This window comes from Pseudomonas sp. Root71, assembly GCF_001429045.1.
Lineage (GTDB): Bacteria > Pseudomonadota > Gammaproteobacteria > Pseudomonadales > Pseudomonadaceae > Aquipseudomonas > Aquipseudomonas monachiensis.
The window spans coordinates 177,899-192,527 of the sequence record NZ_LMHY01000025.1 but is presented as its reverse complement, the minus strand read 5'-3'; the positions used below and the strand labels follow the sequence as shown (position 1 = coordinate 192,527).

Genomic DNA, 14,629 nt, shown 5'->3' with positions numbered 1-14,629 from the left:
GATTCACATGTCTGGTCTGATTCTGGAAAACGTCGAGAAACATTACGGCTCGGCCTGCGCGGTAACGGATGTGAACCTGCATTTGCCCGAGGGCAAACTGGTGTGTTTCCTCGGCCCTTCGGGTTGTGGCAAAACCACCTTGCTGCGCATGATCGCCGGCCTTGAAACCCTGACCGGCGGCGAGATCCGCCTGGATGGCGAAGACATCGGCAACACCCCGGCGCACCTGCGCAACTTCGGCATGGTGTTCCAGTCCCTGGCGCTGTTCCCGCACATGACAGTCGGGGAGAACATCGCCTATCCGCTGAAATTGCGTGGAGTCAGCAAGGCTGACCAACAGGCGCGGGTGGTGGAATTGCTGGAACTGATCCAGCTGCAGCAGATGATCAATCGCCCGGTGGCCAAGCTGTCCGGCGGCCAACGCCAGCGCGTGGCGATTGCCCGGGCGATTGCCTCACACCCGAAAATTCTCCTGCTCGACGAACCGCTGTCAGCGCTGGACGCCAAGCTGCGCGAGTCGATGCAGGTGGAAATCCGTCAACTGCAACAACGCCTGAACATCACCACCATCATGGTGACCCACGACCAGCGTGAAGCCATGACCATGGCCGATATCGTGGTCGTATTGGGTGAACACAAGGTGCAGCAGGTGGGTACGCCGATCGAGATCTACCGGCACCCGGCCAACGAGTTCGTCGCGGACTTCATCGGCTCGGGCAACATTTTCCCGGCCACGGCGCTGGGTAACGGCAAGGTCAGCCTGCCGGGCGGCGATGCGCTGCAAGTACCGATCTGCAGCAGCATCGTGGTCGGTGAAAAGGTGAAGATGCTGATTCGCCCGGAAGACTTGCAACTGTCAGCGCCACAAGCGACGGCGGGCAACCGCCTGCTGGGCAAAGTGACCTTCGTGCGCGATATCGGCGCGACTATCGAGACCACGGTGGAGTGTTCAGGGGTGTCCTTTACCGCGCTGAGCACGCCGTGCCAGGGCTTTGGCTTGAGCGTTGGGCATCCGGTGTCGGTGACCTTGCCGGTGGAGGCTTGCCGGGTACTTGGGGCTTGATCCGGATTTGATGCTGTTTGTGCTGGCCTCATCGCGAGCAAGCTCGCTCCCACAGTAGATCTGAAGTGTTCACAAGTATTGTGTTCGCAGGAGATCCAATGTGGGAGCGAGCTTGCTCGCGATGAGGCCGGCACTGCTTGCAAAGAAACAAGCTCAAACCGATAACCGCAACCGCGCCAGATCCCTTAACGGCGGAGCCCCGAACAATCGGCTGTACTCCCGGCTGAACTGCGAAGGGCTTTCATACCCGACCCGATACCCTGCCGCCGAAGCCTCCAGCCCTTCGGCCAGCATCAGCCGCCGTGCTTCCTGCAGGCGCAGCTGCTTCTGATACTGCAACGGGCTCATCGCCGTCATCGCCTTGAAACGATGATGCAGCGTCGACACGCTCAGGTTCACTTCCTTGGCCAGATCATCAATGCGCAACGGCTGTTCGAAATTGCCGTTGAGCCATTTGATCGCCTGGCTGATGCGATGGCTCTGACTGTTGGCGATGGCGATTTCGTACAGCCTATGTCCCTGTTTGCTGCGTAACAGTCGATAGAGGATCTCCCGGCGAATCAGCGGCGCCAGCATGGCGATGTCTTTCGGCGTGTCCAGCAACCGTGCCAGACGCAGCACCGCATCAAGCATCGCGGTGTCGAGTTTTTCGACATACAGCCCGCGCCCGGCCGGCCGGGTGGGCACGCCGAGGGGGCCGGCGTCGGCGATCAGTGCGGTGATTTCCGTCGGGTCGATGTCCAGGCGCAGGGCCAGGATCGGTTCCTCAGGCGAGACATCCACCACCCGTCCACTGAGCGGCATCGAGACCGAGACCACCAGGTAGTTCAATGGGTCATAGTTGAAGTACTCGTTGGCCAACTGAACTTCCTTGCGCCCCTGGGCCATGATGCACAGCGCCGGTTGCGCCAGAACCGGGGCGAACTCGTGGGACTGGCTGTGGCGGGACATGAACAGCGAGCCAATGGCCGTGGCATAACTGCCATCTTCGGCGGTGTTGCGGCGGATGATGGCCGCCAGTTCCGCGCGCTGCTTTTCCATGTCGGTGTCCAGCGGGGCTTGAAAGTGATCGAGCGACGACATGCGAGGCATCCTCGGCAAGGCATGGAGGGAGTGGTGCAGAGCATAAGTTTGTGCAAGCGGCAGCGGTAGACACATCCTGCCGGATGCTTGCCTGATTCTGCCTGGGGTTGGTTTCGTACCCAAGCACGGCCAACGCACAGGCGCGCTTGAACTAACGCCGATAACCCCGTAGGAGCTGCCGAAGGCTGCGATCTTTTGATTTTGAAAGTGAAAGTCAAAAGATCGCAGCCTTCGGCAGCTCCTACACAAAGCTCGTATGGCAAAATCGTGACAGTGTTTTACAGCTTGTTACAGGCTTGTCATGCAGTTTCGCAGGATTGTGCAACGCACCGGCAGGAATCGACTAACGAGAAAGGCGTCGCGACCCTTAACCTTTGATCCTGTCGCAGCCCGTCCCCTGGCTGCCACGCGACTCCCCGGGAGGGTTGAACATGTCCACGCAAATCCCCGTCAGTCATATGGCCTTCGTTCGAGCGCGCGCCGGGCGTTCGGCGGAACTCGGTGTGCGCCTCAGCGCCCTGATCGAACCGTCCCGTGCAGCGCCAGGCTGCCTGAGCTTTTCCTTGCAGCATTCGCAATGCGATCCGCAGTTGTGGCTGGTGTCCGGTTTCTGGAGCAATCAACAGGCTATGACCGCGTACTTCAACACGCCGGCGATGGAGATTTTTGCCGAGTTGGTGCAGGAGCTGGTGGTCAACAGCCTGGACTTCCACACCTTCAAGGATGTCTCGGCGGCGCAGGCTCTGGGACAGTCCGAAGTGGCGGTACACAAACTGGCCGGTTGAGGGTTTAATGACGGCATTCTCAATCAGCCAGGATGCGCGACATGGCACGTAAAGCCTTTGATCACTTCGAAGCTGTTTCCGCTGTAGTACCGGGCGAGGGTGGTTACCACGCCGCTATCGCCGTCAAAGCGCTGGGTGGTGCCGGCGCCCCGCGTTTTCACAAAGTGCTGGAAGGGCAGATCTTCAAGACCGCCCATGACGCCGACCTGGCAGCGGCCAAAGAGCTGACCCACCTCAAGGACGTCAAAGAAGACGCCGACCTGCTCTGGTGATCACTTCACCGCCCCCGGGCGGTACATCTTGAACAACGCCTCAGGCCCCAGCTGGAAATAATCCGCCGGCCCGCCGCCGCGCAGAATCGGTTCTGCCGCGGCGGTGTCGTATACCCCATCCTTCAACAGCCATTTGGCGATATGCACGGCGACCACTTCGCCGAGGATCAGCCAGCTCGGCACCACGTTGCCGTCCGCCCGTTGCAACTGGATGATCTGCGTGACCTTGCACTCGAAGGACACCGGGCTCTCTGCCACCCGCGGCACCTGAATGACCTTCGAGGCAGCGGTCGTCAGCCCGGCCAGTTCGAATTCGTTGACCTCAGGCCCGACCATGGCGCAGCTCTGGTTCATCTGCTCGGCCAGCGGCCGGGTGGCCAGGTTCCAGGCGAACTCGCCGGTCTGTTCGATGTTGTTCAGGCTGTCTTTGCGCCCGACGCTGGAAAAACCAATGATCGGCGGGATGTAGTTGAAGGCGTTGAAGAAGCTGTAGGGCGCCAGGTTCAAGCGGCCCTCGGCGTCCTGTGAAGAGATCCAGCCGATGGGGCGCGGGCCGACGATGGCGTTGAACGGATCGTGGGGCAGGCCGTGGCCGTTGGCGGGTTCGTAGAAGTGGATGTCGTCGGGCATGGGATTTCCAGAAGGCAGCATTTGAAGATCGACCATAGTGCTAGGGCCAGACGCTGATTTCCAGTCATGCGCAACCCTGTGGGAGCGAGCTTGCTCGCGATTGCGGACTGACATTCAGCATGGATGTCGACTGAATGTCAGTCATCGCGAGCAAGCTCGCTCCCACAGGTTTTATGTGATTACCAGACTTTGTGGCCCCCAAAAACGACCAAGCCCGGCCGAAGCCGGGCCGTGAGCTTCCCTCCACGATCAGCCGATAGCTTCAGCGCTACCGGTTTTGTCGAAACCGTCGGCAGCGACAGCGTCCGCGGTGCCGGTTTTATCGAAGCCGTCCGAGGCATAGGTGCCCGAGTGGCTGCGTTCGATGGCAGCGCTGGCATCGGAGCCGAAAGAGGCCGAGCCGGTTTTGTCGTAGCCATCGGCGGCGAACGTGTTGGCGGCCAGTACGGAAAGGGCCAGGGCAAGGATCAGTTTGGTTTTCATGGTGGTGACTCCCGTCTCGTTGGCGTTTAGTGGAAAAAAGCCAAGACGCCAGATAAATCGATTAAATTTCGCAATTAAATCCTGCTACTGATCGATTAATTGGATGTTAAGGTCGTCAGGCTTTTTCGCTTTCAAGGACTGAGTGAGCACATCGCAATGAATCGATCAGGCCGTTAAAGGTTGGGCGGCGAGCATTAACGCGTGATTAATCGGCTCTTTTACCTGGGTGACAGGTTTTTCATGAAGCCCTTACCCATTTTCACTGCCGCAACGCCAATCCGGGCTCCGGCCGAACTGACTTGATGTCGAGTCGGCTCCATTCGCGAGCAAGCCCGCTCCCACATTTAACCGGGTTGTTCCAGAAGGAACGCGGTCGAATGTGGGAGCGGGCTTGCTCGCGAAGAGGCCAGTACTGCCAGCTTCGATCTATCTGTCAGTCAGTGACGATCCGCGAATGCTTGCGGGTGTCTTTCATGGTGACGTACACCAACAACGACACGGCAATGCACGCGGTAACGTACCAGTAGTAACCCGTCTCCATGCCGATGCTCTTGAACCACAGCGCGATGTATTCAGCGGTGCCGCCGAAAATCGAGACGGTCAGTGCGTACGGCAGGCCGACGCCCAGGGCGCGGATTTCGGTTGGGAACAGTTCGGCTTTCACCACCGCGTTGATCGAGGTGTAGCCGCTGACGATGATCAGCGCCGCCATGATCAGGAAGAACGCGCCCCACCAGGTCGTAATGGTGTGCAGGGTGGTCAGGATCGGTACGGTGAACAGCGTGCCCAGAATGCCGAAGGCAATCAGGATCGGCCGGCGACCGATTTTATCCGACAGCCCGCCGATGATCGGTTGCAGGCACATGAACAGGAACAGCGTGGCGGCGGAAATGGTGGTGGAGTCGGAAATGCTCATGCCGACGGTATTCACCAGGTATTTCTGCATGTAGGTGGTGTAGGTGTAGAACGCCAGCGTACCGCCCATGGTCAGGCCAACCACGGTCATCAGTTCCTTCGGGTGGCGCATCAAGGTGCGCATCGCGCTTTCCTTGGCTTTTTCTTTCTTGGTGAAGGACTCGGTCTCTTCCATGCCGCGACGCAGGTACAGCGCAACCACGGCACACAGCGCGCCGATGGCGAACGGGATGCGCCAGCCCCAGGCGTAGAGCTCCTCGGTGGTCAGGAAGTTCTGCAGGACAATCAGCACCGCCAAAGCGATGAGCTGGCCGGAGATCAGGGTCACGTACTGGAAGCTGGAGTAGAAACCGCGACGCTCCTTGGTTGCCATCTCGCTGAGGTAAGTGGCGGAGGTGCCGTATTCGCCACCCACCGACAGGCCTTGCAGCAAGCGCGCGAACACCAGCAGGATCGGTGCGCCGATGCCGATGACTTCATAACTCGGGCTCAGGGCGATCAGCAGCGAGCCGAAGCACATCAGGTACACCGAGGCCATCAGGGCCTTTTTGCGCCCGACCTTGTCGGCATACAGACCCATCAGCCAGCCACCGATCGGACGCATCAGGAAGCCCACGGCGAAGATCGCGGCGGTGTTGAGCAGTTGTGCGGTGGTGTCGCCTTTGGGGAAGAAGGTCTTGGCGAAGTACAGGGAGAAGGCGGCGTAGACGTACCAGTCGTACCACTCGACCATGTTGCCGACAGAACCGCTGAAAATCGATTTGATGCGACTGGCGGTGGTTCTTTCTTTAGCCGGCGTGGCAGCCGACCCAAGGGGCAGGGCGTTGGAGTTATCCATTGAAGGATCCTTCATTTAATTGTTTTTGTGGAGCGCGAATAAACGCAGCCTGCCAGGGCTATAGCAGGAGCTGTGCCAACGGGGAGAGGGCCGGTTTAGAGGGGGCAGGATGTTTGGCTGAGCGGAAATCCGCCTATGAGGATGTTTGCGTGAGCGGAAATCCGCTGAAAAGATCGCAGCCTTCGGCAGCTCCTACAGGGACATCGCGTTCATCGGTAGGAGCTGCCGAAGGCTGCGATCTTTTGATTTTGAGGGCTACTCGCTTAAAAACATCTCCCGGGTCAGACCATGCCGCTGCATCTTTTCATTGAAGGTCCGGCGCGGCAGTTGCAGTTCTTCGAGCACCGCTTTCACATCGCCCTTGTGCCGGGTCAATGCCGCACGCAGGCATTGCGCTTCGAACGCTTCCTGTTGCGCCGCCAGTGACTGGCCGGGCTCGATGCCCAAGGGCTCCGGCTCACCGAGCCCCAATACCTGACGCTCGGCGACGTTCGCCAGTTCGCGCACGTTGCCCGGCCAGTCGTGGCTCAGCAAGTGACTCAACTGGGCACCGCTCAACGGTGGAAACTTGCGTCCCAGGCGTTCGGCGGCGTTTTGTGCAAAGGATTCAAACAGCAGGGGTATGTCTTCACGGCGTTCGCGCAAGGGCGGCAGACGTAGTTCCGCGACGTTCAAACGATAGGCCAGGTCTTCGCGGAAACGTCCGGCCCGCGCTTCGTCGAGCAGGTCCGGCTTGGTCGCGGCAATGATGCGCAAATCCACGCGGATGCTCTGGTTCGAGCCCAGCCGTTCAAGCTTCTGCTCCTGTAACACCCGCAGCAGTTTCACCTGCTGGGCCAGGGGCATGCTTTCGATTTCATCGAGAAACAGCGTGCCGCCGTCGGCGTACTCGAGCTTGCCGATGCGCTTGCCGGACGCACCGGTAAACGCGCCGCTCTCGTGACCGAACAGCTCGGCCTCGAACAATTGCTCGGGAATGGCCGCGCAGTTGAGCGCGACAAAGGGCTTGTCGGCCCGCGGCCCGAAGTCGTGCAGGCAACGCGCGACCAGTTCCTTGCCGCTACCGGTTTCGCCGCGAATCAGCACGTTGACCGGCAATGCTGCCAGGTCCAGAACTTGCCGTCGCAGGGTCTGCAAGCCCCGGGACACGCCAAGCAGCGTGGCATCCAGTTTGGCACGATTGTCCGCCTGCTCGTGCAGCGCGCGGTTCTCCAGCACCAGCCGGCGCTTGTCGAGGGCGCGGCGCAGGCTGCCGAGCAGGGTTTGCGGGCTGAAAGGTTTTTCGAGGAAATCGTAGGCACCGTCGCGCATGGCCTCGACGGCCATCGGTACATCGCCGTGGCCGGTCAGCAGGATCACCGGCAAATCGGCATCCCGGCGTTGCACCTCGGCCAACAGTTCCAGGCCGGTCATGCCGGGCATGCGCACGTCGCTGAGAATCACCCCGGCAAAATGCCTGGGCAACTGCGCCAGGCACTCGTCGGCGCGGCTGAACAACTGCACCTCGAAACCCGACAGGCTCAACCATTGCTCGACGGCACTGCGAATGCTGCTTTCGTCGTCGACCACGATCACTGAGTTCAGCATGGTTCATGCACCTCCAGGTCGATGGGCAAAGTCATGGTAAACACGGCGCCTTTGTCATGATTGTCGGCAGTCAGGCGCCCGCCGGATTCATGAACGATGGCAAAGGACACGGCCAGCCCGATCCCCAGGCCATCGCCCACCGGCTTGGTGGTGAAGAACGGATCGAAGACCTTGGGCAGGTTCTCTTCGGCGATACCGCCACCGTTGTCGATCACGCTCAGGCGCCACAATTGTTCGTCGGCTTCGAGGCGGATTTCCAGGCGTTTGCAGGGTTTATCCTGCATCGCATCGAGGGCATTGCGCAGCAGGTTGATCAGCACCTGTTCCAGGCGAATCGCATCGCCACGCACCCAGGCCGGGCGGGTCAGGTGCAGCACGGTGCTGACCTGTTCGTCGCGCAACCGGGTGTCGAGCAGTTGCAGCGACTGATCCACCACCGCCGCCAGGTCCAGGCGTTCGCGCAAACCGCCGGGGCTTTTGCGGGCGAAGGTTTTCAGATGGCCGGTGAGGGCCGCCATGCGGGTGAGCATTTCATCCACTGGCTTGAGCGCCTTGTAGGCGTCATCGACTCGACCGTGGTCGAGCAACAGGCGCAAGGTCGCCAGTTGCATGCGCTGGGCGGTGAGCGGTTGGTTGATCTCATGGGCCAGGGCGGCGGACATTTGCCCCAGCGCGGCGAGTTTGGCCGATTGCACCAGGCCTTCCTGAGCGGTGCGCAGGTCGCGGGTACGCTCTTCTACAAGCTGCTCGAGTTCTTCGCGACTGCGTTGACGCAGTTTGGCCAGGCGCCAGCGTTGATTGAGAAACAGCAGCAGGAACACCAGGGTCAGCCATAGCCCGGCCGCGGCGAGGGCGGCGTTGCGGCTGTCTTCGAAGGCAACTTGCGGACGCCGCAGCAGGTGCAGCGTCCAGCCTTCGGTGCTTAGCGGCAGGGATTCCCACAGGTAATCGGCCTTGCCGTCCGGGCCATCGACCCGAGCCAGGTCGCTGTTGTCATCGAAGCGCCGCAACGATTGAAACTCAAGCGGCGTCAGCGGCTGCTTGTCGTACTGGCGGGTGGTCTTGAGTTCGGCGTGGTCGCTGTCGCTCAGCGGCTTGAGCAGGCGATAGCGCCAGCCCGGCTGGTTGGCGATGAAGATGATTCCACGTGCGTCGCTGACCAGCAAGGTGTCGCTGCCCTGACGCCACTCGCGTTCCAGTTCGGGGAACTCCAGTTTCACCACCATGGCACCGAGGAACTGACCGTCGTCATCGCTGACCGCGCTGGAGAGGAAGTAGCCGGGAATGCCGCTGGTCACCCCCACGGCATAAAAGCGACCGGTGCCCTGGGTACGGGTCTGGTTGAAATAGGGACGGAAACCGTAGTTGTGGCCGACATAACTGCTGGGCAAACGCCAATTGCTCGCGGCTACGGCCAGACCGGTGCGATCGAGCAGTTCCAGGGTCGAGGATTCGGCGGCGCCGTTGATCTTTTCCAGTTTGCGGTTCAGCGCATCCTGTTGCTCGGGGCTCACCGGGCCTTTGAGGGCGTCGCGCAATTGCGGGTCCAGCGCCAGCACCGAAGGCAGGGCGCGGTAACGTTCGATCAGGGTATGCAGGGACGTGGCATACAGCGCCAGTTGCTGGTTGGCGCGCGCCGCGTCTTCCACCATTGATTGGCGCACGGTGTGGCGCATGGCCAAGGTGGCCGCGAGGGCGGCGCCGGCGATGATCAATAAGGTGTAGAGCGCCAGGCGCAGGGTTCGGGAGGTCGGGAGCATCGAACAGAGATCGGAAAAAAGACAGGCGCAAGATAGCATGCGGATCATCTTGCACCAGTGCTCATCTCATACATTCAAGTCGATACCCTGAGCTATCAGGAACTCATGTTTGTTTTGCGCATTTGTACTATTTCATTTTCGAGTTTTCTCAACGAAATCCAGGCGTTCTCAAAAATTCTTATGAATGTCCATTCGTCGGAACTGTCACTTTTTACAGGTAGTCACCTCGTGCGGATCAAGATGAATATAGTGACACAAGCGCCAGCGAGCGTGCCGGGCGCAGGAGAGTTGAGATCATGAAAAAAGATACGGAATCCCGGACGCGGAGAAAAATTGAACCAAAGTGGGAGGTACTGCCCAGTCCCATAATCACGGCTCCCACAGCGGGAACTGTTAGTCGTCGATTTAACGTTCATGCAATCGTACCATCACCCACGCACACCAAATGGAATCTGGACTTCTTTAGAGCGAGCAATAATCAAAAAATTAAAAGATACAGTGGTGGCGTAGGAGTTGGTTTTATAGCGTTTGTGGTGCCCGATGAGTTGCCGGTAGAAGAGCAGATATATTTCAAGATCCAGTATAAAGTCCTTCTATACAGCCATTGGGCTAAGAGTCGTAACTTTAAAATTGGCCAGGTCATACCCCCTACGCCGGTAATTGCCCATCCCGGAACCGTGCGGGTGCCACAACCAGAAATACAAGGAACCAACGGTGTGGCGGGTGCAACGATCTTACTTTGTGAAGAGGGTGTCGGTACCGTTCTATTCGGAACCGCGACAGTACAGTCCGATGGTTCCTGGAAGACCGTGCTTGCGGAGCCATTGTGGATGGGCGATCCGTTCAGGCTAACCGCCATACAGAAACTGAATGATGTGGTGTCCGAATGGGCGAGCCCGGTTCTTTTTGCTGTCCTGTTCACGCCATTGATTACCGATGTAACTGTTTCTGCTCACGGAAAACCCACTATTAGTGGTACGGGGGGGCTCCAAGGCGCCAGGCTTGAGATCTGGAATACGGGCGGGAGCGGCGGCGTCTTATTATCTACGACGGTTCAATCCGATGGAAGTTGGCGGGTTTCTGCCCCGACGGCGTGGAGCTCAGGAAATCACCTCATTACTGCAAGGCAGATCGGCACGGTCACTGGGGGAGATTCCGAATGGGCAGTCGATAAAGCGTTTACGGTTTGACCGTCCAGACCTGCGACCTCCTGGTCTCCGTGAACGGATAGAGTCTGGAACCTCTGTCGTTGAAAGTTGGATTTGTACGTATAAAAAAGCCGCGCTGTCGTACTGACAGCGCGGCTCTTTTTAATCAACGGTTCAGCGCTTACTGCACTTCCACCGCCAGGCTTTCACTGATCTTTTTCTGCCAGATGGCAGGACCGGTGATGTGTACCGACTCGCCCTTGCTGTCGACCGCAACGGTCACAGGCATGTCTTTGACGTCGAACTCGTAGATCGCTTCCATGCCCAGTTCGGCGAAAGCGACCACGCGGGATTTCTTGATCGCTTGCGCCACCAGGTAAGCCGCGCCACCTACAGCCATCAGATAAACGGCTTTGTGGTCCTTGATCGCTTCGATCGCGGTAGGGCCGCGCTCGGATTTGCCGATCATGCCCAGCAGGCCTGTCTGCTCAAGGATCTGACGGGTGAACTTGTCCATCCGCGTGGCGGTAGTCGGGCCCGCCGGGCCAACCACTTCTTCGCGCACCGGATCAACCGGGCCGACGTAATAGATGAAGCGACCTTTCAGATCGACCGGCAGGGTTTCGCCCTTGTTCAGCATCTCGACCATGCGCTTGTGCGCCGCGTCGCGACCGGTGAGCATCTTGCCGTTGAGCAGGACGGTTTCGCCCGGCTTCCAGCTCTGCACGTCTTCCGGGGTCAGGGTGTCGAGGTTGACGCGACGGGCCGACGGACCGGCTTCCCAGACGATTTCCGGGTAGGCGTCCAAAGGTGGCGCTTCCTGGGCAACCGGGCCGGAACCGTCGAGCACGAAGTGCGTGTGACGGGTGGCGGCGCAGTTCGGGATCATGCACACCGGCAGCGAAGCGGCGTGGGTCGGGTAGTCCATGATCTTCACGTCAAGCACGGTGGTCAGGCCACCGAGGCCCTGGGCGCCGATGCCCAGTTGGTTGACCTTCTCGAACAGCTCCAGGCGCATTTCTTCAATGCGGTTCTGCGGGCCACGGGCTTTGAGCTCGTGAATGTCGATGGATTCCATCAACACTTCCTTGGCCATCACTGCGGCTTTCTCGGCGGTGCCGCCGATGCCGATGCCGAGCATGCCCGGTGGGCACCAGCCGGCGCCCATTTCCGGGACGGTTTTCAGCACCCAGTCGACGATCGAGTCGGACGGGTTGAGCATGGCCATCTTCGACTTGTTCTCGGAACCGCCGCCCTTGGCCGCCACGTCCACTTCCACGGTGTTACCCGGAACGATGGAGTAGTGGATGACTGCCGGGGTATTGTCCTTGGTGTTCTTGCGAGCGCCTGCCGGGTCGGCGAGGATCGAAGCGCGCAGGACGTTTTCCGGCAGGTTGTAGGCGCGACGTACGCCCTCGTTGATCATGTCGTCCAGGCTCATGGTGGCGCCATCCCAACGCACGTCCATGCCCACGCGGACAAATACGGTCACGATGCCGGTGTCCTGGCAGATCGGACGATGGCCGGTGGCGCACATGCGCGAGTTGATCAGGATCTGTGCCATCGAGTCGCGGGCCGCTGGCGATTCTTCGCGCAGGTAAGCCTCGTGCATCGCCTGGATGAAATCCACGGGGTGGTAGTAGGAAATGAACTGCAGGGCGTCGGCAACGCTCTGAATCAGGTCGTCTTGCTTGATCACGGTCATGAGTCGCGCTCCTCTAAAAGACGGGAACATTCAATAAGGTGCTTGCAGCTTGGGTGCATCGGTCGGTTGCAAGCACCTTTCAAGGCACGCCGGGCAAGCTGGCGCGACGCTAAAAAGGCGCGGCAGTATACCGCGCATCAAAGGCCGGCACACGCGCCGGCAGTCAATCGTTGGTCGCATAAGCTCCTGCAAGCGAGACGACCTTGCCCATCCCGAAAATTGAATGGTCATTTATCGGTCACGCAACTAAAGTGACATGCGGTCTGTAGAGTAGGACGCTCTGTCAGTCTCCTTTCATCTGGTGAGTCAACGATTGACCCATAACGCCATCCAGCGCCTGTTGCTCAAACGTTTCGCCCTCGCGGCCGGCACCTATGCCTTGGCATTGCTGTTGCTGTGGCTGGCATTCTTTACCGGTCACTACGATGCACCGCTTTCCAGTGTCGCCATCGGCAGCGCACTGGTGGTGATCAACCAGGCCATCCTGTTCGCGGTGTTCTACAGCGGCTGCAATCTGCGCTTCGCCGACCCCAGCCTGACCGAGGTGCAAGTGTTGCTGGGGCTGGGCTGGCAAACCTGGCTGATTGCCCATCTGGACGAAGCCCGGGGTGCGTTCCTGGTGTTTTACGTGCTGATCCTGCTGTTCGGCCTGTTCCATCTGTCACGCCGGTCTTTAGTACGATGCGCGCTGCTGGTGTTTTTCAGTTTCAGTGCAATCACGCTGTGGGAGGGTTACCACTTACAGCTGCCCGACCCGGCCATGGCGTTGTTGCAGGTCTGTGTGCTGTTCATCGTGCTGGTGTGGCTGGTGCTGTATGCCCGCTATGTCCAGGCTTCGCGACAGCGAATGCGCCAGCGGCGTTTTGCCTTGCAGGCGCACCAGGACACGTTGCGCGGGATGATGCGCCAGCTCGAAGACCTGGTGGCCACTGATGAACTCACGGGTCTGTTCAATCGCCGGCATTTCCTGCGCCTGGCTTCCCGCGAATTGAACGCCATGGACCCGGGTGTCATGCATGGCCTGGCGCTGATCGACCTCGACCATTTCAAACGCATCAACGATCTGCACGGCCATGCCGCCGGCGATCAGGTGCTGCAAGCCTTTGCCGGGGTTGCCAGCGCGTGCCTGCGCGACGGCGATGTTCTGGCCCGCTACGGTGGTGAAGAGTTCGTGGTGCTGCTGCCCGATTGCGATGCCGACAGTCTGACTTCGTGCTGCGAACGGCTGCGCATCGCGTTCACCGATGTCGAGCTGATTGGTCTGAATGTACGCAGCCTCAGCCTGTCCGCCGGCATGACCCTGCTGGAATTGGGCGACGACCTCGATGACGCTCTGCAACGGGCCGATCAGGCGCTTTATCGTGCCAAGCGTGATGGCCGCAACCGGTGCGCGGCAGCGTGGGAGAACGTCGATGCCTGAGCTGCGGGTTGGCGAGCGCCAATGGTCGGTGGCGGCGGGCAGCAATCTGCTCGACGCGCTGAACCAGAACGACGTGCCAGTGCCTTACAGTTGCCGCGCCGGCAGTTGCCATGCGTGCCTGGTGCAGTGTGTGCGGGGGCTGCCGAGCGACAGCCGCCCCGATGCCCTGAGTGCCCGGCAGCGTGAACAGGGCTGGCGACTGGCGTGCCAGTGCCAGGTGGTCGAGGACTTGCAGGTGCACGCCTTCGATCCGCAAACCGATGGTCATCCGGCCGAAGTCGCGGCGATCGATTGGCTGAGTACCACGGTGCTGCGCTTGCGGGTAATCCCCCAGCGACCATTGCGCTACAGCGCCGGTCAACACCTGGTGTTGTGGGCGGGCAGTGTGGCGCGGCCGTATTCTCTGGCCAGCCTGCCGCAGGAAGATCGTTTTCTGGAGTTTCATCTCGATTGCCGCAAACCCGGGGAATTCAGCGATGCCGCCAGGCAATTGCGCATCGGCGATCCGATCCGTCTCGGTGAACTGCGCGGCGGTGCCTTGCATTACGACCCTGACTGGCACACCAGGCCGTTGTGGTTGATGGCGGCCGGCACCGGGTTGGGGCCATTGTTTGGTGTCTTGCGCGAAGCGCTGCGTCAGAATCACCAGGGCACTATCCGCGTCATCCACCTGGCCCATGATGCCGATGAACACTACCTGGCCAAACCCCTGCAAGCCATGGCCGCCAGCCGTCCGAACCTGAGTGTCGAACTGTGGACCCCGGCCGAGTTGCCTGCGGCTTTGGCGCAACTGCGCCTTGTTTCCCGGCAAACCCTGGCCTTACTCTGCGGAGCCCCCGACAGTGTCGACGCCTTTGCCCGGCGCCTGTACCTGGCGGGATTGCCGCGCAATCAACTGCTGGCCGATGTGTTCCTGCCCCGTGGTTGAGCGCTGACTTTT

The 14,629-nt window shown here is 60.1% G+C and carries 13 protein-coding genes; 6 read left to right on the top strand and 7 right to left on the bottom strand.

All coding sequences use genetic code 11. From position 1 onward, the window contains the following. Positions 1 to 7 precede the first annotated feature (7 nt). A complete protein-coding gene (locus tag ASD95_RS17130; protein ID WP_008052508.1) occupies positions 8 to 1,063 on the top strand; it encodes an ABC transporter ATP-binding protein in 1,056 nt (351 codons plus the stop codon). A 153-nt stretch (positions 1,064 to 1,216) separates the two neighbouring features. On the opposite strand, the gene ASD95_RS17125 is transcribed toward ASD95_RS17130, so the two are convergent. Further along, positions 1,217 to 2,146 carry an AraC family transcriptional regulator gene (locus ASD95_RS17125; RefSeq protein WP_056726098.1) on the bottom strand — a complete coding sequence of 310 codons (930 nt, stop codon included), beginning with the start codon at positions 2,144 to 2,146 and terminating at the stop codon, positions 1,217 to 1,219. A gap of 431 nt (positions 2,147 to 2,577) precedes the next feature. On the opposite strand from ASD95_RS17125, the gene ASD95_RS17120 reads away from it, so the two are divergent. Together ASD95_RS17120 and ASD95_RS17115 are read left to right on the top strand one after the other, a co-directional pair. Next, positions 2,578 to 2,931 carry a putative quinol monooxygenase gene (locus tag ASD95_RS17120; protein ID WP_056726097.1) on the top strand — a complete coding sequence of 118 codons (354 nt, stop codon included), beginning with the start codon at positions 2,578 to 2,580 and terminating at the stop codon, positions 2,929 to 2,931. A gap of 41 nt (positions 2,932 to 2,972) precedes the next feature. After that, positions 2,973 to 3,203, top strand: coding sequence for a hypothetical protein (locus ASD95_RS17115; protein WP_056726096.1), 231 nt, complete (start codon positions 2,973 to 2,975; stop codon positions 3,201 to 3,203). Here ASD95_RS17115 and ASD95_RS17110 read toward each other — a convergent pair whose 3' ends face one another. The 5 genes from ASD95_RS17110 to ASD95_RS17090 form a co-directional block, all read right to left on the bottom strand. After that, positions 3,204 to 3,833: a flavin reductase family protein gene (locus tag ASD95_RS17110; RefSeq protein WP_056726095.1), complete on the bottom strand. Its 630-nt coding sequence runs from the start codon at positions 3,831 to 3,833 to the stop codon at positions 3,204 to 3,206. It abuts the gene before it with no gap. A gap of 249 nt (positions 3,834 to 4,082) precedes the next feature. After that, the gene (locus ASD95_RS17105) at positions 4,083 to 4,316 is read right to left on the bottom strand and encodes a hypothetical protein (RefSeq protein ID WP_056726094.1); all 234 of its coding nucleotides are present in this window, start codon (positions 4,314 to 4,316) and stop codon (positions 4,083 to 4,085) included. 433 nt (positions 4,317 to 4,749) lie between these two features. Then, complete coding sequence (locus tag ASD95_RS17100; protein WP_056726093.1) at positions 4,750 to 6,069, bottom strand: MFS transporter; 1,320 nt, start codon at positions 6,067 to 6,069, stop codon at positions 4,750 to 4,752. A 255-nt stretch (positions 6,070 to 6,324) separates the two neighbouring features. Then, a complete protein-coding gene (locus ASD95_RS17095; RefSeq protein ID WP_056726092.1) occupies positions 6,325 to 7,656 on the bottom strand; it encodes a sigma-54-dependent transcriptional regulator in 1,332 nt (443 codons plus the stop codon). Continuing rightward, positions 7,650 to 9,416, bottom strand: a complete 1,767-nt coding sequence (locus ASD95_RS17090; protein ID WP_056726091.1) for a sensor histidine kinase — start codon at positions 9,414 to 9,416, stop codon at positions 7,650 to 7,652. The genes ASD95_RS17095 and ASD95_RS17090 overlap by 7 nt, the downstream gene beginning before the upstream one ends. Positions 9,417 to 9,712: 296 nt before the next feature. On the opposite strand from ASD95_RS17090, the gene ASD95_RS17085 reads away from it, so the two are divergent. Next, positions 9,713 to 10,606 carry a hypothetical protein gene (locus tag ASD95_RS17085; RefSeq protein ID WP_056726090.1) on the top strand — a complete coding sequence of 298 codons (894 nt, stop codon included), beginning with the start codon at positions 9,713 to 9,715 and terminating at the stop codon, positions 10,604 to 10,606. Positions 10,607 to 10,745: 139 nt separating this feature from the next. Here ASD95_RS17085 and ASD95_RS17080 read toward each other — a convergent pair whose 3' ends face one another. Continuing rightward, on the bottom strand, positions 10,746 to 12,269 hold the full coding sequence (locus ASD95_RS17080; protein ID WP_056726089.1) for a fumarate hydratase: 1,524 nt from the start codon (positions 12,267 to 12,269) through the stop codon (positions 10,746 to 10,748). Between the two features lie 313 nt (positions 12,270 to 12,582). On the opposite strand from ASD95_RS17080, the gene ASD95_RS17075 reads away from it, so the two are divergent. Beyond that, positions 12,583 to 13,689, top strand: coding sequence for a GGDEF domain-containing protein (locus tag ASD95_RS17075; protein ID WP_056726088.1), 1,107 nt, complete (start codon positions 12,583 to 12,585; stop codon positions 13,687 to 13,689). Continuing rightward, entirely contained in the window at positions 13,682 to 14,617 is a 936-nt protein-coding gene (locus ASD95_RS17070) for an iron-sulfur-binding ferredoxin reductase (protein WP_056726087.1), read from the top strand. The genes ASD95_RS17075 and ASD95_RS17070 overlap by 8 nt, the downstream gene beginning before the upstream one ends. Positions 14,618 to 14,629 lie beyond the last annotated feature (12 nt).